This window comes from Paraglaciecola sp. QJM3NY_14, from assembly GCF_056173245.1.
The window spans coordinates 1,129,035-1,149,841 of record NZ_CM149664.1; the positions used below are offsets into that span (position 1 = coordinate 1,129,035).

At 45.9% G+C, this 20,807-nt stretch carries 20 protein-coding genes, 2 tRNA genes and 3 rRNA genes; 21 read left to right on the top strand and 4 right to left on the bottom strand.

The genetic code is table 11. From position 1 onward, the window contains the following. Positions 1-3 precede the first annotated feature (3 nt). The 13 genes from rpsH to rplQ all read left to right on the top strand — a co-directional run bounded on the left by rpsH (position 4) and on the right by rplQ (position 6,895). Positions 4-396, top strand: coding sequence for a 30S ribosomal protein S8 (gene rpsH / locus AC0VYA_RS04780; RefSeq protein ID WP_006990568.1), 393 nt, complete (start codon positions 4-6; stop codon positions 394-396). Positions 397-406: 10 nt separating this feature from the next. Further along, a complete protein-coding gene (gene rplF, locus AC0VYA_RS04785; RefSeq protein ID WP_475490237.1) occupies positions 407-940 on the top strand; it encodes a 50S ribosomal protein L6 in 534 nt (177 codons plus the stop codon). A gap of 12 nt (positions 941-952) precedes the next feature. Next, positions 953-1,306: a 50S ribosomal protein L18 gene (gene rplR / locus AC0VYA_RS04790; protein ID WP_006990566.1), complete on the top strand. Its 354-nt coding sequence runs from the start codon at positions 953-955 to the stop codon at positions 1,304-1,306. Between the two features lie 9 nt (positions 1,307-1,315). Beyond that, positions 1,316-1,819 carry a 30S ribosomal protein S5 gene (gene rpsE / locus AC0VYA_RS04795; RefSeq protein WP_006990565.1) on the top strand — a complete coding sequence of 168 codons (504 nt, stop codon included), beginning with the start codon at positions 1,316-1,318 and terminating at the stop codon, positions 1,817-1,819. Positions 1,820-1,825: 6 nt separating this feature from the next. Then, positions 1,826-2,008, top strand: coding sequence for a 50S ribosomal protein L30 (rpmD, locus tag AC0VYA_RS04800; protein ID WP_006990564.1), 183 nt, complete (start codon positions 1,826-1,828; stop codon positions 2,006-2,008). Between the two features lie 3 nt (positions 2,009-2,011). Continuing rightward, positions 2,012-2,446, top strand: coding sequence for a 50S ribosomal protein L15 (rplO, locus tag AC0VYA_RS04805; protein ID WP_006990563.1), 435 nt, complete (start codon positions 2,012-2,014; stop codon positions 2,444-2,446). 5 nt (positions 2,447-2,451) lie between these two features. Then, a complete protein-coding gene (gene secY, locus AC0VYA_RS04810) occupies positions 2,452-3,771 on the top strand; it encodes a preprotein translocase subunit SecY (RefSeq protein ID WP_006990562.1) in 1,320 nt (439 codons plus the stop codon). Between the two features lie 24 nt (positions 3,772-3,795). After that, entirely contained in the window at positions 3,796-3,912 is a 117-nt protein-coding gene (rpmJ, locus tag AC0VYA_RS04815) for a 50S ribosomal protein L36 (protein WP_007104309.1), read from the top strand. Between the two features lie 125 nt (positions 3,913-4,037). Beyond that, a complete protein-coding gene (rpsM, locus tag AC0VYA_RS04820; protein WP_006990561.1) occupies positions 4,038-4,394 on the top strand; it encodes a 30S ribosomal protein S13 in 357 nt (118 codons plus the stop codon). Between the two features lie 12 nt (positions 4,395-4,406). Further along, positions 4,407-4,799, top strand: coding sequence for a 30S ribosomal protein S11 (gene rpsK / locus AC0VYA_RS04825; protein WP_006990560.1), 393 nt, complete (start codon positions 4,407-4,409; stop codon positions 4,797-4,799). Positions 4,800-4,823: 24 nt separating this feature from the next. Beyond that, positions 4,824-5,444, top strand: coding sequence for a 30S ribosomal protein S4 (gene rpsD / locus AC0VYA_RS04830; RefSeq protein WP_006990559.1), 621 nt, complete (start codon positions 4,824-4,826; stop codon positions 5,442-5,444). A gap of 22 nt (positions 5,445-5,466) precedes the next feature. Then, the gene (locus AC0VYA_RS04835) at positions 5,467-6,456 is read left to right on the top strand and encodes a DNA-directed RNA polymerase subunit alpha (RefSeq protein ID WP_006990558.1); all 990 of its coding nucleotides are present in this window, start codon (positions 5,467-5,469) and stop codon (positions 6,454-6,456) included. Between the two features lie 37 nt (positions 6,457-6,493). Continuing rightward, positions 6,494-6,895, top strand: a complete 402-nt coding sequence (gene rplQ / locus AC0VYA_RS04840; RefSeq protein ID WP_006990557.1) for a 50S ribosomal protein L17 — start codon at positions 6,494-6,496, stop codon at positions 6,893-6,895. A 423-nt stretch (positions 6,896-7,318) separates the two neighbouring features. On the opposite strand, the gene AC0VYA_RS04845 is transcribed toward rplQ, so the two are convergent. Next, positions 7,319-8,092 carry a hypothetical protein gene (locus AC0VYA_RS04845; RefSeq protein WP_475490238.1) on the bottom strand — a complete coding sequence of 258 codons (774 nt, stop codon included), beginning with the start codon at positions 8,090-8,092 and terminating at the stop codon, positions 7,319-7,321. A 146-nt stretch (positions 8,093-8,238) separates the two neighbouring features. Beyond that, positions 8,239-8,508 (bottom strand): hypothetical protein, encoded by a 270-nt coding sequence (locus AC0VYA_RS04850; protein ID WP_475490239.1) that lies wholly within the window; start codon positions 8,506-8,508, stop codon positions 8,239-8,241. A 136-nt stretch (positions 8,509-8,644) separates the two neighbouring features. Here AC0VYA_RS04850 and AC0VYA_RS04855 point away from each other — a divergent pair. The 6 genes from AC0VYA_RS04855 to AC0VYA_RS04880 all read left to right on the top strand — a co-directional run bounded on the left by AC0VYA_RS04855 (position 8,645) and on the right by AC0VYA_RS04880 (position 16,034). Next, positions 8,645-10,177, top strand: a 16S ribosomal RNA gene (locus AC0VYA_RS04855). 239 nt (positions 10,178-10,416) lie between these two features. Next, positions 10,417-10,493: transfer RNA gene (locus AC0VYA_RS04860), tRNA-Ile, on the top strand. 113 nt (positions 10,494-10,606) lie between these two features. Then, a tRNA-Ala gene (locus AC0VYA_RS04865) sits at positions 10,607-10,682 on the top strand. A gap of 298 nt (positions 10,683-10,980) precedes the next feature. Beyond that, positions 10,981-13,865, top strand: a 23S ribosomal RNA gene (locus tag AC0VYA_RS04870). Between the two features lie 161 nt (positions 13,866-14,026). Next, positions 14,027-14,142: ribosomal RNA gene (gene rrf / locus AC0VYA_RS04875) — 5S ribosomal RNA — on the top strand. Together the 16S, 23S and 5S rRNA genes with 2 tRNA genes alongside form the textbook arrangement of a ribosomal RNA operon. A gap of 1,235 nt (positions 14,143-15,377) precedes the next feature. Continuing rightward, complete coding sequence (locus AC0VYA_RS04880; RefSeq protein ID WP_475490240.1) at positions 15,378-16,034, top strand: nitroreductase family protein; 657 nt, start codon at positions 15,378-15,380, stop codon at positions 16,032-16,034. A 70-nt stretch (positions 16,035-16,104) separates the two neighbouring features. On the opposite strand, the gene hutG is transcribed toward AC0VYA_RS04880, so the two are convergent. After that, the gene (gene hutG / locus AC0VYA_RS04885) at positions 16,105-17,067 is read right to left on the bottom strand and encodes a formimidoylglutamase (protein WP_475490241.1); all 963 of its coding nucleotides are present in this window, start codon (positions 17,065-17,067) and stop codon (positions 16,105-16,107) included. A 1-nt stretch (position 17,068) separates the two neighbouring features. Further along, complete coding sequence (hutI, locus tag AC0VYA_RS04890; RefSeq protein WP_475490242.1) at positions 17,069-18,292, bottom strand: imidazolonepropionase; 1,224 nt, start codon at positions 18,290-18,292, stop codon at positions 17,069-17,071. Positions 18,293-18,388: 96 nt separating this feature from the next. Here hutI and hutC point away from each other — a divergent pair, with 96 nt between their 5' ends. Both hutC and hutU read left to right on the top strand, forming a co-directional pair. Then, positions 18,389-19,123, top strand: coding sequence for a histidine utilization repressor (hutC, locus tag AC0VYA_RS04895; RefSeq protein ID WP_011573887.1), 735 nt, complete (start codon positions 18,389-18,391; stop codon positions 19,121-19,123). Next, complete coding sequence (hutU, locus tag AC0VYA_RS04900) at positions 19,107-20,807, top strand: urocanate hydratase (RefSeq protein ID WP_475490243.1); 1,701 nt, start codon at positions 19,107-19,109, stop codon at positions 20,805-20,807. Before hutC ends, hutU begins: the two co-directional genes overlap by 17 nt.

The following is a 20,807-nucleotide window of genomic DNA, read 5'->3' on the forward strand; positions in this document are numbered from 1 at the left end:
AATATGAGTATGCAAGATCCTATCGCGGACATGTTTACACGTGTTCGTAACGGTCAGATGGCTAGCAAAGTTTCTGTATCAATGCCTTCATCTAAGCTACGTGTTGCAATTGCAGCCGTACTTAAAGAAGAAGGTTATGTTTCAGACTTCGCAGTTTCTGGTGACGTTAAACCTGTTTTAGAAGTGACGCTTAAGTACTTCGAAGGCAAGAAAGTAATTGAAAGCATTGAGCGCGTAAGTCGCCCTGGTCTTCGCATCTATAAGAAAAAAGATGAGTTGCCAAAAGTATTGGGTGGTTTAGGTGTTGCTATCGTTTCTACCTCTAAAGGTGTGATGACTGACCGTGCCGCGCGTAAAGCGGGTATGGGTGGTGAGATCATCGGCTACGTAGCGTAAGGGGATAAAAATGTCACGTATAGCAAAAGCTCCTGTAGACGTTTTATCTGGCGTAGAAGTTACTATCGCTGGGCAAGAAGTCACAGTAAAAGGTAAAAACGGTACATTAAGCCGTGTATTCAACGATGCAGTTGAAGTTGTTCAAGAAGAGAACCAACTAAAAGCCTCACCTCGTGAAGGTGTTGCTAACGGTTGGGCTCAAGCTGGTACAGCTCGCTCTTTGTTAGATGCAATGGTAGTTGGTGTATCTCAAGGTTTTGAGAAAAAACTTCAGTTAAATGGTGTTGGTTATCGTGCGGCAGCGCAGGGTAAAAAACTAAATCTAACGCTTGGTTTCTCACACCCTGTAGCATACGAAATGCCTGAAGGTATTTCGGTTGAAACTCCTAGTCAAACTGAAATCGTCGTTAAAGGCGCCGATAAGCAGTTGGTAGGTCAGGTTGCAGCTAACATCCGTGGATACCGTCCGCCAGAGCCTTATAAAGGTAAAGGTGTTCGTTACGCTGATGAAGTTGTGCGTCGTAAAGAAGCTAAGAAAAAGTAGGTAGGTGATACGATGGATAAGAAATCAGCTCGCTTGCGTCGCGCTACACGTGCACGCAAAAAAATTAGTGAACTGGCCGCGCATCGCTTGGTTATTAACCGCACACCACGCCATATATATGCCCAGTTAATCGCTCCTTGCGGTTCACAGGTTTTGGCGGCGGCTTCTACTGTTGAAGCAGATCTTCGCACTACCGTTAAGTCAACGGGTAATGCAGAAGCTGCTGTAGCAGTTGGTAAAGCGATTGCAGAACGAGCTATCGAGAAAGGCATTAAGACTGTCGCTTTCGATCGCAGCGGTTTTAAGTATCACGGTCGAGTTAAGGCATTGGCTGATGCTGCTCGTGAAGCAGGTCTTCAGTTCTAGGAGTTAATTATGGCTAAAGTAGAAGTTCAACAACAGGGTGACCTGTTAGAAAAACTAATTGCTGTAAACCGTGTATCTAAAGTAGTTAAAGGTGGTCGTATCTTTAGCTTTACTGCTTTGACAGTAGTAGGTGACGGGAATGGTCGTGTTGGTTTTGGTTACGGTAAAGCACGTGAAGTGCCTGCTGCAATTCAAAAAGCTATGGAAAAAGCGCGCCGCAATCTTGTGGACGTGGATCTAAATGGCAACACGCTACAGCATCCAATTAAAGGTCGTCATTCAGGCTCAAAAGTCTACATGCAACCTGCATCAGAAGGTACTGGTATTATTGCCGGTGGTGCAATGCGTGCGGTACTTGAAGTCGCTGGCGTTCAAAACGTACTTTCAAAATGTTACGGATCTACCAATCCAATTAACGTTGTGCGTGCAACTATCAATGCGTTGACAGAAATGACTTCGCCTGATCAAGTTGCTGCTAAACGTGGATTGTCTGTAACGCAGATTTTGGGGTAATTGAACATGGCTAAGATGATAAAAGTTAAGCAAACCAAAAGCGCTATCGGTCGCCTTCCAAAGCATAAGGCAACTCTTACGGGTCTAGGTTTACGTCGCATCGGTCATGTTCGTGAACTCGAAGATACCCCTTCTGTTCGTGGCATGATCAACCGTGTATTTTACATGGTTGAAGTAGTGGAGGAGTAACAGATGCATTTAAATACTCTTGCTCCTGCACCAGGAGCAAAAAAATCTAGTAAGCGCGTTGGACGCGGTATGGGTTCAGGTCTTGGAAAAACTGGTGGCCGTGGTCACAAAGGTCAAAAGTCTCGCTCTGGCGGTTCTGTAAAGCCTGGTTTTGAAGGCGGACAAATGCCAATTCAGCGTCGTCTACCTAAGTTCGGTTTCACATCACGTAAATCTTTGGTTTCTGACCAAGTGACGTTGAGTGAAATTGCAAAGGTAGAGGGTGAAGTGGTTTCACTTGAAACTTTAAAAGCAGCAGGTCTTGTTAAGAAAGAAATGCTGTTTGTTAAAGTGCTTAAGAGCGGTGAAATTTCACGAGCTGTTACTATCAATGGTTTGAAGGTTACAAAAGGCGCGCGCGAAGCAATCGAAGCGGCCGGCGGTAAGGTAGAGGAATAAGCTAGATGGCTAAACCAGGATCAAATTCAAGCGCAAAAGGCGGCTTGAGTGAGCTTAAGTCAAGATTGTTGTTCGTACTTGGTGCGATAATTGTGTTTAGGCTTGGCTCATATGTGCCTATTCCTGGTATCGATGCCGCGGTGTTGGCTGAATTATTCGACCAGCAAAAGGGTACCATTGTAGAAATGTTTAACATGTTCTCTGGTGGTGCTCTTGAGCGTGCCTCGGTTCTTGCCCTGGGTATAATGCCATACATTACAGCTTCCATTATCATTCAGTTGCTTACTGTTATGCATCCACCGATGATGGAACTTAAAAAAGAAGGCGAAGCAGGACGTCGTAAAATTAGTCAATACACACGTTATTTCACGTTAGTGTTGGCTACATTCCAAGCAATTGGGATAGCGACAAATCTACCTAATCTGATTTCAGGTTTGGTGATTAATCCGGGGTTCGGTTTTTACTTCACAGCTGTTGTGAGTTTGGTCACCGGTACCATGTTTTTAATGTGGTTAGGTGAGCAAATTACAGAGAGAGGTATCGGTAACGGTATTTCTATATTGATTTTCGCGGGTATCGTGTCAGGTTTGCCAACGGCCATAGGTCAAACGGCAGAGCAAGCACGACAAGGTGATTTGAACTTACTGTTCTTGTTACTTATTGGCGTAATAATAATTGCTATCACGTATTTTGTTGTGTTCGTAGAGCGTGGCCAACGTCGTATCGTCGTTAACTATGCAAAGCGTCAGCAGGGCCGTAAGGTCTTTGCAGCACAAAGCACGCATTTACCGTTAAAAGTAAATATGGCAGGAGTTATTCCTCCGATTTTCGCGTCAAGCATCATTCTGTTCCCTGGAACCATTGCAAATTGGTTTGGTCAGAATGAGTCATTCTCTTGGTTACAAGAAGTGGCATTGATGTTGTCTCCTGGACAGCCTCTGTATGTGATGTTTTACGCTGCTGCGATCATCTTCTTTTGTTTCTTCTATACTGCGTTGGTTTTTAACCCTCGCGAAACAGCGGACAATTTGAAGAAGTCTGGTGCGTTCGTTCCTGGGATTCGTCCTGGTGAGCAGACCTCACGATACGTTGATAAGGTAATGACTCGCTTAACCCTAGCTGGCGCGCTTTATATAACCTTTATTTGTTTGGTGCCTGAATTCATGTTGATAGCTTGGAATGTACCGTTTTACTTCGGTGGGACCTCTCTACTTATTATGGTAGTGGTTATCATGGATTTCATGGCGCAAGTGCAGACACATTTGATGTCTCATCAATATGAGTCTGTTCTTAAGAAAGCTAACCTTAAGGGCTACGGCCGTTAAGTTAGCGATTTACGGAGTGATGAAATGAAAGTTCGTGCATCCGTCAAGCGGATTTGCCGTAACTGTAAAGTCATTAAGCGCAACGGTGTTGTGCGTGTGATTTGCAGTTCTGACCCTAAGCATAAGCAAAGGCAAGGTTAATCGTATGGTTTGCGGAATTGCTAAATACGATAGTATCCGCAAACCTTAATTTGCAATTTTGTCATCGGGTAAGTATCCTATCGGGCTTTTTAGGCTGATGACATAAACTATGAGGAGTACTGTTAATGGCCCGTATCGCTGGCATTAACATCCCTGAGCACAAGCACACTGTAATCGCGCTAACCGCGATCTTCGGTGTAGGCTCTACACGTGCACAAAGCATTTGTGAAGCTGCTGGTGTTGCAGAGACAACCAAGATCAAAGATCTTGATGAAGCACAAATTGATAAATTGCGTGACGAAGTTGCGAAATTCACTGTCGAAGGTGACCTTCGTCGTGAAGTATCAATGAGTATTAAACGTTTGATGGACCTAGGTTGCTTCCGTGGTATTCGCCACCGTCGTAGTCTTCCTCTACGTGGTCAGCGCACTAAAACTAATGCGCGTACCCGTAAAGGTCCTCGCAAAGCAATTAAAAAGTAAGCGGGGATTAAGATGGCTAAAGCTCCTACTAAAAGCACGCGTAAGCGCGCAAAACGTCAAGTTGCTGACGGTATGGCTCATATCCATGCCTCTTTCAACAACACAATAGTGACAATTACAGATCGTCAAGGCAACGCTTTGTCTTGGGCTACATCTGGTGGTTCTGGTTTCCGTGGTTCACGTAAATCTACCCCTTTTGCTGCTCAGGTAGCTGCTGAACGTGCTGGTACAGCCGCTCAGGATTACGGTTTGAAAAATCTAGAAGTATTCGTTAAAGGTCCAGGTCCAGGTCGTGAATCTGCTATCCGTGCTTTGAATGCTGCTGGTTATAAAATCACTAATATTACCGATGTGACGCCTATTCCTCACAACGGTTGTCGTCCACCGAAAAAACGTCGCGTTTAATCGACGGACTGTTGGAGAAAGATAATGGCAAGATATTTGGGTCCAAAACTCAAACTTAGCCGCCGCGAAGGAACAGACTTGTTCCTAAAAAGTGGCGTTCGAGCAATCGAATCAAAATGTAAAATTGATAACGCACCTGGTCAACACGGCGCACGTCGTGGACGTTTGTCTGACTACGGTGTTCAATTACGTGAAAAGCAAAAAGTTCGTCGTATGTACGGTGTTCTTGAAAAGCAATTCCGTAACTACTATAAAGAAGCGGCACGCTTAAAAGGCAATACAGGTGAAAACTTGTTGCAACTTTTAGAGCAACGTTTAGACAATGTTGTTTACCGCATTGGTTTTGCTAGCACTCGTTCTGAAGCGCGTCAACTAGTTAGCCACAAAGCAATTTTGGTTAACGGTCAAGTTGTTAACGTTCCTTCTTTTAATGTTTCTGCTGATGATGTTGTATCTGTACGTGAAAAAGCTAAAAAACAAGCTCGTATTGTTTCTGCTTTAGAGCTTGCTGAGCAACGTGAGAAACCAACTTGGATTGAAGTGGACAGCAAAAAGATGGAAGGCACATTTAAACGTGTTCCTGAAAGAACTGATTTGTCTGCTGAAATAAACGAACAGTTGATTGTCGAACTTTACTCTAAGTAAAGCTTAAAGAAGAGAGGTAACAATGTCGGGTTCTGTAACTGAATTCTTAAAACCAAGGTTAGTTGAAATTGATAACGTTTCGCCTACACGTGCAAAGGTCACTTTAGAGCCTTTGGAGCGTGGTTTTGGTCATACATTGGGTAATGCGTTACGTCGTATTCTTTTGTCATCTATGCCAGGTTGTGCAGTGACTGAAGTTGAGATCGACGGTGTATTACACGAGTACAGCACCAAAGAAGGCGTTCAAGAAGACGTTATCGAAATATTGCTTAACCTTAAAGGTTTGGCGGTACGTCTTGAAGGCAAAACCGAAGCAACACTAACATTAGTGAAGTCCGGTGCGGGCCCAGTATTAGCTGGAGACATCCAGCATGATGGTGATGTTGAAATCGTAAACCCAAGTCACGTTCTTTGTACTTTAACTGGCGAAGCTGAACTCAGCATGCGCATTAAAGTAGAAATGGGTCGTGGGTACGTTCCAGCGTCAACTCGTCGCTCTTCTGAAGAAGATGATCGCCCAATTGGTCGTTTATTGGTTGATGCTTCATTTAGTCCAGTATCACGTATTTCGTACAACGTTGAGTCTGCGCGTGTTGAACAACGCACTGATTTAGACAAGTTAATTATCGATATGGAAACCAATGGCACTATCGATCCCGAAGAAGCGATTCGTCGCTCAGCAACTATATTAGCTGAGCAATTAGACGCATTCGTTGAACTTCGTGATATGTCAGAGCCTGTTGAGAAAGAAGAGAAGCCGGAATTTGATCCGATTCTTCTTCGCCCAGTTGATGATTTAGAACTTACAGTACGTTCAGCTAACTGCCTTAAAGCAGAAGCGATACAATATATTGGTGATCTAGTACAACGCACCGAAGTTGAGTTGTTAAAAACCCCTAACTTAGGTAAAAAATCTCTTACTGAGATCAAAGATGTACTAGCTTCTCGTGGACTTTCACTAGGCATGCGCTTAGAGAACTGGCCACCAGAAAGCATCGCAGAAAAAGATTAATCAGATTTAAAACTGATTTTTAAAGAAGGATAGGACTATGCGCCATCGTAAGAGTGGTCGTCAGTTGAATCGTAATAGTAGTCACCGTCAAGCGATGTTTCGCAATATGGCTGGCTCATTGGTGAAGAGTGAGTTGATTAAAACAACTCTTCCTAAAGCGAAAGAACTACGTCGCGTAATTGAACCTCTTATCACACTTGCTAAGCAAGACAGTGTTGCAAATCGCCGTTTAGCGTTTGCACGTACTGGTGATAAAGAAGTTGTAGGTAAGTTATTTAATGAACTTGGCCCTCGCTATGAAGAGCGTCCTGGTGGATATATTCGCATTTTAAAATGCGGTTTCCGTACCGGCGATAATGCTCCAATGGCATATGTAGAATTAGTAGACCGCCCAGAAGTGGAAGAAGTCGTAGAGACTGAAGACGCAGCTGCGGAATAAAAATTCCTACAATAAAAAAACCGGATTTTAATCCGGTTTTTTTATGTCTGAAATTCATAGAATAACTAAACATTGCTTTGTAGCTACTGAGTAGGAGCGTACCGTTTTTTAAGGCCTATGCTGGAGAACAAAGTGTGCAGTCCATTATATCTCCCTATTGGTTTTCATTACTTATCTTTCACCGCTAACTATCCTAAGGCAAATGCTCTATGAGTCGCCTTACGCATATTACTAATCATATATTAGCAGCAGCAGCAACAGCAACAGACTGTGACAGAACAGCTATTTCAGCGGGACAATGCACAGAGGACTTTTGGGTAGTGCATAAGACGGATATGTAGGCTAAGGGCAAGGTGATAACAGTTATAAAAAACCGGATAATAATCCGGTTTGATAATATTAAAATCTTTGAAAATTAGATAGCTATTGTTCAGTAACAATTTTTAGTGCGGCTGTGATTTCTTCATCAGTAGCGCCACCTTCCTTTGCATACTTATATATGCTGTCTTCATCAAGTCCGAAATTTTGTGCCGTCTCAATAATTCTTCTAACATTATCTCTTTGTGGCCCAGACTCGCGAACAGCTGTACTAACGACACTTTCAGCATCGTTAGGAAAGATAGCAAGCAATGCTTCAACCACATACTCGCCGACGAGCGGAACTGCATCAATCGCAGAAGTTAGTATATCAACGATTTTGTTAGGGTGCTGTTGCGCTAACGACTGAACAATAAAGTCAGCGGAATCAGGTTCTGTAATGACTGCGACTCTCACAATCTCGTTCAGTTCATCGGGGGTTGAATTAGCTGCAGCTGTTACAACAAAGTCAACATAACTTGGTTCAGCATTAATTGCGGTTTTAACAATCGCAGTACAACTAGCGATTTCCTTTTCTAAAGCAATCTTGACGATATCTTCTGTCAACATAGGCTGAGCGGATATTGCGGCGTGTATAATTTCTTGATACTTATCTGGATACATATCTAATGCCGTGCTCACCACACTGGATGTTTCTTGTGGGTAATTACTAGCAATACTTTTGACGGCACGACCTATCGACATATTTTGAGCGACTTGACGTTTTACGAATGAACTAGTTGCATGGTTACCATTCGAAACCTCAGCTTCTTGAGCACCGACACTGTATACGGACGAAATTAAGCTCGCAATGAACGCTACTTTTATTATTTTTTTCATTTTTCAGATATCCAATAACTAAAACCGACTTCGACGTTATGACATCCGTGCCACTTAAGAGTCTAAACTTAACAACAAATTTACTAAATAGACAGTAAAGCGCGAGTTTTGTTCAAAAAACATTCTCTACAGGCTTTATTTAGCATTTATTGAAATAAACACTTGCGATCAAAAAAGGGATCTCTATAATGCGCCTCTCGCTTCGGGACAGCCGCTAAAACAGCTGCACCGACACTGGTTTTCACCAGGTGATTTAAGCCTTTTATAAAGACTTTAATCAGCGTGATGTAAGGCAGTTTAGTTTGGTTTTTCAGTTTGTGATTTACGTCAAAAATTGATTTGAAATTAAATAAAAATAACGCCTTGACATCGAAACTTGAGAGCGTATTATACGCCTCCCGCTTAAGAGGGTCCACGGACAGCATCTTAAGCCGCTTCCAAGGAAGCACGCTACTTCGGTAGCACTGTTCTTTAACAATTAATAACAAGACAATCTGTGTGGGCACTCACTTGATGAGTGTCTACCAAAAAAATTCATGTTCGATAAATATTTAATTGAAGAGTTTGATCATGGCTCAGATTGAACGCTGGCGGCAGGCCTAACACATGCAAGTCGAACGGTAACATTTCTAGCTTGCTAGGAGATGACGAGTGGCGGACGGGTGAGTAATACTTAGGAATATGCCTTTGTGTGGGGGATAACTATTGGAAACGATAGCTAATACCGCATAACGTCTTCGGACCAAAGGGGGCTCCGGCTCCCGCGCAAAGAGTAGCCTAAGCGAGATTAGCTTGTTGGTGAGGTAAAGGCTCACCAAGGCGACGATCTCTAGCTGTTCTGAGAGGAAGATCAGCCACACTGGAACTGAGACACGGTCCAGACTCCTACGGGAGGCAGCAGTGGGGAATATTGCACAATGGGGGAAACCCTGATGCAGCCATGCCGCGTGTGTGAAGAAGGCCTTCGGGTTGTAAAGCACTTTCAGTTGTGAGGAAAGGTTAACGGTTAATACCCGTTAGCTGTGACGTTAGCAACAGAAGAAGGACCGGCTAACTCCGTGCCAGCAGCCGCGGTAATACGGAGGGTCCGAGCGTTAATCGGAATTACTGGGCGTAAAGCGCACGCAGGCGGTTTGTTAAGCTAGATGTGAAAGCCCTGGGCTCAACCTGGGAATTGCATTTAGAACTGGCAGGCTAGAGTTTTGGAGAGGGGAGTGGAATTCCAGGTGTAGCGGTGAAATGCGTAGATATCTGGAGGAACATCAGTGGCGAAGGCGACTCCCTGGTCAGTAACTGACGCTCATGTGCGAAAGTGTGGGTAGCGAACAGGATTAGATACCCTGGTAGTCCACACCGTAAACGCTGTCTACTAGCTGTTTGTGGATTTAATCCGTGAGTAGCGAAGCTAACGCGATAAGTAGACCGCCTGGGGAGTACGGCCGCAAGGTTAAAACTCAAATGAATTGACGGGGGCCCGCACAAGCGGTGGAGCATGTGGTTTAATTCGATGCAACGCGAAGAACCTTACCTACTCTTGACATACTAGAAACTTTTCAGAGATGAATTGGTGCCTTCGGGAATCTAGATACAGGTGCTGCATGGCTGTCGTCAGCTCGTGTCGTGAGATGTTGGGTTAAGTCCCGCAACGAGCGCAACCCCTGTCCTTAGTTGCCAGCCTTAAGTTGGGCACTCTAAGGAGACTGCCGGTGACAAACCGGAGGAAGGTGGGGACGACGTCAAGTCATCATGGCCCTTACGAGTAGGGCTACACACGTGCTACAATGGCGAGTACAGAGGGAAGCAAACTTGCGAGAGTAAGCGGATCCCTTAAAGCTCGTCGTAGTCCGGATTGGAGTCTGCAACTCGACTCCATGAAGTCGGAATCGCTAGTAATCGCAAATCAGAATGTTGCGGTGAATACGTTCCCGGGCCTTGTACACACCGCCCGTCACACCATGGGAGTGGGTTGCAAAAGAAGTAGCTAGTTTAACCTTCGGGAGGACGGTTACCACTTTGTGATTCATGACTGGGGTGAAGTCGTAACAAGGTAACCCTAGGGGAACCTGGGGTTGGATCACCTCCTTACTATTAGGTCGGCCTCATCAGGCTGAGTGTTCACACAGATTGTTTTGTTGTTAGTAAAGAAGAGCAAAAAAGAAGTGCTTGGGATATTCAAGCAACTTGTCGCAATGTTCGAAAGAAGATTGCGAAGTGGATTTGTTATTGAGGCAACGCCGCGAAGAATTTGTCGCCGGGAGTTAACGTCTGTTAATGACCAAGCAAATTCTGCAGCAAGGCAGTATCAATGACAAAGACCGAGCAAGAGGCTTGTAGCTCAGCTGGTTAGAGCGCACCCCTGATAAGGGTGAGGTCGGCAGTTCAAGTCTGCCCAAGCCTACCATTTCGCATTTATGCGGTGTTGGACACCTCGTCGTTTAGCAGGCTAAACGTCCTTGGTATCCGCCTAGCCTAAATACGAACTGGCCAAAAAATAAAATCCTCAATGATTTTTGAGGGGCTATAGCTCAGCTGGGAGAGCGCCTGCCTTGCACGCAGGAGGTCAGCAGTTCGATCCTGCTTAGCTCCACCACTTTCTAAGAAAGTGATTTTTGCTCAAAAAGATTAAGTAGCCTTAATCAATACGCATTACATTAAATGTTTATTGATTAAGGTTTTTTAAACCTTAATTGTGCGTACTTCGGTATCACAATGTTCTTTAACAATATGGAAAGCTGATAAAAGTAATCAAAACTAAGAGAACGCTTTAAGAGCTTACTCTATCTGATTTGAAAATGAATACTTGTCACGCATACACAGTAGATATACTGATAACTTCGGTTATGAGTAATGTCTATACGTCAAATATTGAAGGTTATTTGGGGTTGTATGGTTAAGTGACTAAGCGTATACGGTGGATGCCTAGGCAGTTAGAGGCGATGAAGGACGTGTAAGTCTGCGAAAAGTTGTGGGGAGCCGACAAAATGCTTTGATCCACAAATGTCCGAATGGGGAAACCCACCGCTTCGGCGGTATCATACAGTGAATACATAGCTGTATGAGGCAAACGAGGGGAACTGAAACATCTAAGTACCCTTAGGAAAAGAAATCAACCGAGATTCCCCTAGTAGCGGCGAGCGAACGGGGATTAGCCCTTAAGCTAATTACAAGCGAGTGGAAGGTGTTGGAAAGCACAGCGATACAAGGTGATAGCCCTGTACACGAACGCGAATTTTAAGTGAAATCGAGTAGGTCGGGACACGTGTTATCTTGACTGAACATGGGGGGACCATCCTCCAAGGCTAAATACTCCTAACTGACCGATAGTGAACTAGTACCGTGAGGGAAAGGCGAAAAGAACCCCTGTGAGGGGAGTGAAATAGAACCTGAAACCGTATACGTACAAGCAGTGGGAGCAGACTTGTTCTGTGACTGCGTACCTTTTGTATAATGGGTCAGCGACTTATATTTTGTAGCAAGGTTAACCGAATAGGGGAGCCGTAGCGAAAGCGAGTGTTAACTGCGCGTTTTAGTTGCAAGGTATAGACCCGAAACCCGGTGATCTAGCCATGGGCAGGTTGAAGGTTGAGTAACATCAACTGGAGGACCGAACCGACTAACGTTGAAAAGTTAGCGGATGACTTGTGGCTGGGGGTGAAAGGCCAATCAAACCGGGAGATAGCTGGTTCTCCCCGAAAGCTATTTAGGTAGCGCCTCGGACGAATACCACTGGGGGTAGAGCACTGTTAAGGCTAGGGGGTCATCCCGACTTACCAACCCTTTGCAAACTCCGAATACCAGTGAGTACTATCCGGGAGACACACGGCGGGTGCTAACGTCCGTCGTGAAGAGGGAAACAACCCAGACCGCCAGCTAAGGTCCCAAAATTATTGCTAAGTGGGAAACGATGTGGGAAGGCTAAGACAGCTAGGAGGTTGGCTTAGAAGCAGCCACCCTTTAAAGAAAGCGTAATAGCTCACTAGTCGAGTCGGCCTGCGCGGAAGATGTAACGGGGCTAAGCAATATACCGAAGCTGCGGACGCAAAGTTTACTTTGCGTGGTAGGGGAGCGTTGTGTAAGTGGCTGAAGGTGAACTGAGAGGTTTGCTGGACATATCACAAGTGCGAATGCTGACATGAGTAACGATAATGCGGGTGAAAAACCCGCACGCCGGAAGACCAAGGTTTCCTGTCCCATGCTAATCAGGGCAGGGTAAGTCGGCCCCTAAGGCGAGGCAGAAATGCGTAGTCGATGGGAAACGGATTAATATTTCCGTACTTGGTATATCAGTGATGGGGGGACGGAGAAGGTTATGCAAGCATAGCGTTGGTTGTCTATGTGAAAGTGTGTAGGGTTGAATCTTAGGTAAATCCGGGATTCTACATGCCTGAGACACGAGACGAGATTCTACGGAATTGAAGTTGCAAATACCCTGCTTCCAGGAAAAGCCTCTAAACTTATGATATATCGAACCGTACCCCAAACCGACACAGGTGGTCAGGTAGAGAATACTAAGGCGCTTGAGAGAACTCGGGTGAAGGAACTCGGCAAAATCGTACCGTAACTTCGGGAGAAGGTACGCCCCTGTTTGTGATTGAACTTGCTTCATGAGCGAATGGGGGCCGCAGTGAAAAGGTGGCTGGGACTGTTTATTAAAAACACAGCACTGTGCTAAATCGAAAGATGACGTATACGGTGTGACACCTGCCCGGTGCCGGAAGGTTAATTGATGGGGTTAGCGCAAGCGAAGCTCTTGATCGAAGCCCCGGTAAACGGCGGCCGTAACTATAACGGTCCTAAGGTAGCGAAATTCCTTGTCGGGTAAGTTCCGACCTGCACGAATGGTGTAACCATGGCCACGCTGTCTCCACCCGAGACTCAGTGAAATTGAAATCGCAGTGAAGATGCTGTGTACCCGCACCTAGACGGAAAGACCCCGTGAACCTTTACTATAGCTTGGCACTGAACATTGACCCTACATGTGTAGGATAGGTGGGAGACTTCGAAGCGTGAACGCCAGTTTGCGTGGAGTCAACCTTGAAATACCACCCTTGTACGTTTGATGTTCTAACGTTGTTCCCTTATCGGGAATGCGGACAGTGCCTGGTGGGTAGTTTGACTGGGGCGGTCTCCTCCCAAAGAGTAACGGAGGAGCACGAAGGTTGGCTAATCCTGGTCGGACATCAGGAGGTTAGTGCAATGGCATAAGCCAGCTTAACTGCGAGACAGACACGTCGAGCAGGTACGAAAGTAGGTCATAGTGATCCGGTGGTTCTGTATGGAAGGGCCATCGCTCAACGGATAAAAGGTACTCCGGGGATAACAGGCTGATACCGCCCAAGAGTTCATATCGACGGCGGTGTTTGGCACCTCGATGTCGGCTCATCACATCCTGGGGCTGAAGTCGGTCCCAAGGGTATGGCTGTTCGCCATTTAAAGTGGTACGCGAGCTGGGTTTAGAACGTCGTGAGACAGTTCGGTCCCTATCTGGTGTGGGCGTTGGATGATTGAGGGGAGCTGCTCCTAGTACGAGAGGACCGGAGTGGACGAACCGCTGGTGTTCGGGTTGTTTTGCCAAAAGCATTGCCCGGTAGCTACGTTCGGAATCGATAACCGCTGAAAGCATCTAAGCGGGAAGCGAGCCCCAAGATGAGTCATCCCTGGCAGTTTAACTGTCCTAAAGGGTTGTTGAAGACTACGACGTTGATAGGCAGGATGTGGAAGCGTTGCAAGGCGTTAAGCTAACCTGTACTAATTGCCCGTGAGGCTTAACCATACAACGCCCAAATGACTTTGGATGTTGTTTGTATGACAAGTATTTAATCAAGAGTAAGACTAAAGAGATTTAGCGATGATTACAGCCAGACCTGCAAGGGAACGGCATCAGCTTTTACATATTGATTTATTAAGCTACGGCTTGATAGATAACAGTTTATGTCTGGCGGCCATAGCGATGCGGCCCCACCTGATCCCATCTCGAACTCAGAAGTGAAACGCATTAGCGGCGATGGTAGTATGGGGTTTCCCCATGCGAGAGTAGCACACTGCCAGACTCCCATTTAGAATGAAGCCACCTATATCGGGTGGCTTTTTTCGTTTCTGCGCGATAGAAAAATCAACTGTAGTCGAAATCGCATTTTAAGGCTTGTTAACGAAGTAGACGCCTAGGTGTCATACTTCCCTGTAGCTCAGTCCAGCCCGACATCCATGTCGGTCGTTCAAACGGCTGGAGCGGTGCTCCAAAGAGCCCCGTTTTCACCCATCAAGGGCATTCGACTCTAGTGCTTTGCATGAAAGCTGAAGAACAACCCATCCCTGGTGTTGCGCACCAGCCACGCCTTCCTTGGCGTGTCGTGCGGCTGGACGTTGCTGTGCAACTAAAGATACCAGCCTTACCCAGACTCCCATTTAGAATGAAGCCACCTATATCGGGTGGCTTTTTTCGTTTCTGCGACACAGAAAATACCAAAGACAATCGATATTGGCGGAAGACACTGCCAGACTCCCAATAAAGAAATGACTATCCTCAATCGCGCGGCGACCGAGGTAGCCCTTTTTTGCATGTGCAGGATAAAGTAATGCAAGGTTGATACGGCATCAACGGATAGCCCTTTCCCTTAAGCGCTGTCGCGCAATGCCACCCACACATAAAGAAACCAAATTCCTCGAGTGTCATGCGGGGCATCCCATGCAATAGTTAAGCACATACTAAGCTACTCGTTGCCACCCATCCATGGGGCTACCTCCAGTGCAGCATCCATGCTGCCCGTTCAAGCGGCAGGAACTACGCTCCTAAAAGCCCCGCTTTTACCCCCATGCGTGGCATCCGATGCGACGGTTGCGATAAGCGTGAGCTGCAACAACCTGTTGCGAGACAACGCGGTTGGCGGAAGACACCGCCAGACGCCCATTTAGAATGAAGCCACCTTAATCGGGTGGCTTTTTTCGTTTCTGCGACACAGAAAATACCAAAGGCAACCGAGACACATCACCAAGGTGACTTCATCCTAAGCGCTCTCGCGCAAACGATAATCGAGCAATGATAAATCCTGTATTAATGCGGATTGGTATAAGTCTTTTAAATTTTCGTTGTGTGGCTAATTATTTAATGGAGTTGGTGTATGGCAAGGGGGGATTTAGCGTTTCTAAAAAAGGGCCTTCCAGTTCATTTAGATTGTCAAAGTAATCAATAAAGTCTTTCAATGTTTTGCCTAATTATCAGTTGCCTCAAAAGCGCATACAATTGCGTCCATACTTTTAGATATCCTTACAAACAAGGCGGTTAATAATGTCTCACCAAATTATCAAAGATTTAAGCACGCGTTATACAGTGAAAAAATACGATACGTCTAAGCGGATTTCGGATAAAGATATCGCCGTTATTAAAGAAGCGATCCGCTTATCCGCTTCATCGATTAATTCGCAACCTTGGAAATTTATCCTAGTTGAAAGTGATGAAGGGAAGCAACGCTTACATGATACGTTTGCAAATAAACATCAGTTTAACCAGCACCATGCGAAAGAAGCATCACATACTCTTCTACTAGCATACGACCCGCACTTTACTAAAGAAAAGTTTGTTAAGCGTGTTGATGCAGAGGTGAGTTCAGGTCACTTGCCCGCGGACATGCGAGATTCCTTTATGGGTGCATACGCTTTTGCTGAAATGAATACGGACGAGAGTGGATACAATGGCAGTTGGACCAAAGCGCAAGTGTATCTAGCACTTGGCAATATTATGCACACACTTGCACGATTAGGTATCGCATCTACACCGATGGAAGGAGTTGATAAAGAGTTGATTGGTGAGAAATTCAGTGACGAGCTTGATGGTCACATTTGTGAAGTAGCCTTGGCTATGGGCTATCAAAATACCGATGACGATTGGAACTATGGCTTGCCTAAAGCTCGCCTAGCCATCGAGGAAATCATTGCGGTTGTATAGGACATTGAGTTAATTGTTCTGTCCAAGAGTAACCAGCCAAGATTTAATCTCTGGTTACTCTTGGACGTTCTTAAGGGAATTTCGCATTTACTACTTCGAATAACAGCCTTGCTGCTAGTTTAGTTGTTCGCTGGTCGATATCGTAAGTGGGATTCATTTCTGCTACATCCGTTAAAGCCCACTGATAACCAAGTTTGTTCTGATTTACGGCAAGCCATCTCAGGGTTTGCAACACAAAGGGTATCTCGATACCCAATGTGCTTGGCGCGCTCACCCCCGGCGCATTAGCGCTTGAGAATGCATCAAGACATACCGTGACATACAGTAAGTCAATTTCGCTCAACATCGGCGTAAGCATCGATATCGCTTTATCTACGGAGCAATCTTCGTCAAGTAAAAATCGTGTGCCCGTCATTGCTGCACTATCAAATAATGCTAATGTGTTGGCGGTCTTGGCTATTCCTAAACACGCGTAGTGAAATGTTAGAGAATGCTCGGTACAGTACTGGTGAATTTGTCTAAATGGGGTTCCAGAACTAGCATGCGGTGCTGGTAAACGTAGATCAAAGTGCGCGTCGAAGTTAATAATGCCGATACGTTTTGAATTATCCTTTGCCACATCAGAGTTGTTGAATGCATGCTGTAAACCTAGGTAACTTCCCCAAGCTATCTCATGACCGCCGCCTAAACCAATAACAAAACAGTTTTGCTTAAGCGCTTTTGATACCTCAGTTGCATAATTTTGCTGACAGGAATCTAGGCATTCATTGGCGACTACATTGCCTTTATCGAGCAAACTGACATTGTGCTGATACGGTAAGTTGGCTAGGGCGGAACGAATGGCATTTGGGCCCGTTTTTGCACCAACTCTACCTTTGTTTTCTTTCACGCCCAGATCGCACGCGAGGCCAATTAAACAACAGTGCGGGTTAGTTGTAGAGCCCGCTTCTTGGTTTACAACCTGATGCCACCTTAACCCACGCGCCTTATCTTCATTATCAGTGCGCCCCTGCCATATAAATGTATTGTTCATATCAGCGCTCTTTACCATTAACCCAAACACGAGTCGGACGAATTTGGTTAATGCCGTAGCTTAGTTCATTAGGATGTTGTATGTCCCATAAACACATATCTGCATCAAAACCTGATGAAATTTGTCCCTTCTGAGCTAGACCTAGAGCCTGCGCCGCATTTCGTGTGACAGCCGATAACGCTTCTGCGGGTGTCATACCAAATAATATGCAACCCATATTCATGATCGTTAGTAATGATGCTACAGGCGAGCTGCCGGGATTGAGGTCGCTCGCCAAGGCTATTGGTACATGATGTCGGCGAAGTGCTGTTAAAGGGGGGAGTTGGGTCTCGCGTAGGTGATAAAACGCACCAGGTAACAGTACAGCTACGGTATTAGATTTGGCGATTGCGGGTACATCGTCAGGTGACAGGTATTCGATATGGTCAACGGACAATGCGTTAAATTTGGCAGCTAACCTCGCACCTTTCAGATCAGATAATTGCTCTACATGGGCTTTTATATTCAAACCATAATGCTTAGCCGAACGGAATACTTTTTCACATTGCACTGGGCTAAACGCGATTGACTCACAGAACACATCAACACTGGTCGCAATCCCTTGCTTAATGACTTCTGGCATGACGTGTTCACAAACAAAGTCCACATAAGCATCTGGGTCTTCGTGAAATTCAAACGGTACGCTATGTGCTCCGAGATAGGTCGGCTGAATATTGACCAGTAGATATGATTCGATATCTTTGGCCACCTGCAACATACGAAGCTCTGTTGCTAAATCAAGACCATAACCAGACTTGATTTCAATCGTGGTTACTCCTTCTTCAACTAAGCGTGCAGCGCGGCCAATGGCAGAATTGAATAGGCTCTCATAAGAAGCTAAACGTGTGGCATTAACGGTACTTTGAATACCCCCGCCTTGTTGCGCTATTTGCGCGTAACTCATGCCCTGCTGGCGCATCTCAAACTCTAGTGCGCGGTTACCTGCAAACACTAAATGAGTGTGACAATCAATCAAACCGGGTAGTAACCATTTCCTTTGTGCGTCAAACGTTTTAATTTTGCTACTTAGTCGTCTTTTTGCCGGCTCAATCGCGCCTATAAGGCCGTTTTTAATGAAAATACAGGCATTTTCTCTTATGCCGTATGGATCATTTTCTGCCTGCGTAGTGGAGCGCATCGTCGCTATATTGACATTATTAATACAGAAATCTGCATTCTGATTCATTTACTACCTCGCACCATTTTAGAATTAAGCTTACTTGTACATACTTGTATATACAAGTTTATTGGGGTAAGTTAGCCAAACTAACAGGAGCTATTAATGCAACCAAGATACGTTTTAATTAAGTCGGCCATAATAGATAAAATCGAGTCTGGGAAAATGAAGCCCGGAGACAAGGTTGGCTCAGAAAATCAGTTAGCAGAAACATTTCAGGTCAGCCGCATGACCGCAAGGCGCGCGTTAACTGAACTAGTCGATGAAGGCGTACTGGCGCGCAGCCAAGGGGTGGGTACATTTGTAAGCGATCATCGCCCCATGAGCGCATTGCTGGAAATTCGAAGTATAGACGATGAAATTATGCGTCGGGGCCATGACTACAGCAATGAGGTACTCAGTCAAAAATGCGTTAAAGCCAATAATCAGCAAGCCGCTTGGTTTGACATTATGGTCGGTACAGACCTGTTTCATACTCGAGTCGTGCACTTAGAGAATGCCCAGCCAGTACAACTTGAAGATCGCCTAGTTAACCCTAAATGGGCTCCGCAATACCTAGAACAGGACTTCAGCCAGACGACGGCTAACCATTATCTAAATAGCGTCGCGCCGTTGACTCAAGCGGATCATGCTATTGAAGCGATATTACCTACTAACAGTGTGGCTCAAGTTTTAGCAATCGATAATAACCAGCCCTGTTTGCAAGTGAGTCGTCGTACATTTTCAGCCAAAGGGATCGTGAGTTACGCCTTGTTATTCCACCCAGGAAATCGTTACCGCATCGGAGGACATCTCGATTTCTCCCGTTCTATTAGGAGTGAGAATGCAACGTCTCGATAGAAATCGCACCATCCGAGCAGCAAGAGGGAGCACTTTGACAGCTAAGAGTTGGCAGACAGAAGCGGCCCTACGAATGTTAATGAATAACCTTGATGCCGAAGTGGCGGAACATCCTCATGCGCTTGTTGTGTACGGCGGCATCGGACGAGCCGCGAGGGATTGGTCTTGCTATGACAAAATCGTTGAAGTGCTAACCCGTATGAACAATGACGAAACGCTATTAGTGCAAAGTGGAAAGCCTGTGGGCGTTTTCACAACCCATGAGAATGCGCCTAGGGTACTGATAGCGAACTCAAATCTCGTTCCTCACTGGGCTAACTGGGAGCACTTCAACGAGCTCGATAAAAAAGGCTTGATGATGTATGGGCAAATGACGGCTGGCTCTTGGATCTATATTGGCTCTCAGGGCATAGTACAAGGCACATACGAAACCTTCGTCAGCGTGGCCAAAGCACACTTTGAGGGCAACTCACAGGGACGATGGATATTAACCGCTGGACTCGGGGGAATGGGGGGCGCTCAACCACTGGCCGCTACCATGGCCGGGTTCTCAATGTTGGCGGTAGAGGTGGATGAAAGTCGGATCGATTTTCGGATTAAAACAGGTTATTTAGATGAAAAAGCAGCTTCGCTAAGCCAAGCGATAGCGCGAATTGATGCGGCAAGAGCCGCTAATAAACCAATATCTATCGGCTTGGTCGGTAATGCCGCGGACGTCTTTCCCGACATATTCGCCAAGGGCATTACCCCCGACGTGGTTACGGATCAAACGAGTGCCCACGACCCTTTGAACGGATATTTACCTAAGGGGTGGACGTTGGCCCAAGCAGCCCAAACGCGCGCCGTTAATGAAGCGAGCGTGGTGAAAGCAGCGAAGCAATCTATGGCAATACATGTTGAAGCCATGCTTGGTTTGCAAGCTAAAGGCGCTGCAACACTAGACTATGGTAATAATATTCGTCAGATGGCGCTGGACGAAGGAGTACTAAACGCCTTTGATTTTCCAGGCTTTGTGCCTGCTTACATTCGCCCTTTATTCTGCCAAGGCATAGGGCCATTTCGCTGGGTGGCCTTATCAGGTGACCCACAAGACATCTATAAAACTGATGCTAAGGTAAAAGAGCTTATTCCCGACAACGAACATTTGCATCATTGGCTAGATATGGCCAGCCAGCGTATTCAATTTCAAGGTTTACCAGCGCGTATTTGTTGGGTTGGCTTGGGGGAAAGGCAAAAATTGGGATTGGCTTTTAATGAAATGGTGCGCACCGGCGAATTGACCGCTCCTATTGTTATTGGGCGAGATCATTTGGATTCAGGCTCAGTGGCATCACCGAACCGCGAGACTGAAGGTATGCTTGATGGTTCTGATGCTGTTTCTGATTGGCCTTTACTAAACGCCATGTTGAATACGGCTTCGGGCGCGACATGGGTGAGCTTGCATCACGGTGGTGGTGTTGGGATGGGGTTCAGTCAGCACTCGGGCATGGTGATTGTCTGTGACGGTAGCGAAGAAGCTGATAAGCGCATAGCTCGCGTTTTACATAATGACCCGGCCACCGGCGTTATGCGCCACGCTGACGCAGGCTACGAAATCGCTAAGCAGTGCGCTAAACGTCATAAGCTCGATTTACCCATGCAGAGCGATCGAGTGACTAGCATAAACCCACAGGGGGAGGTGTAA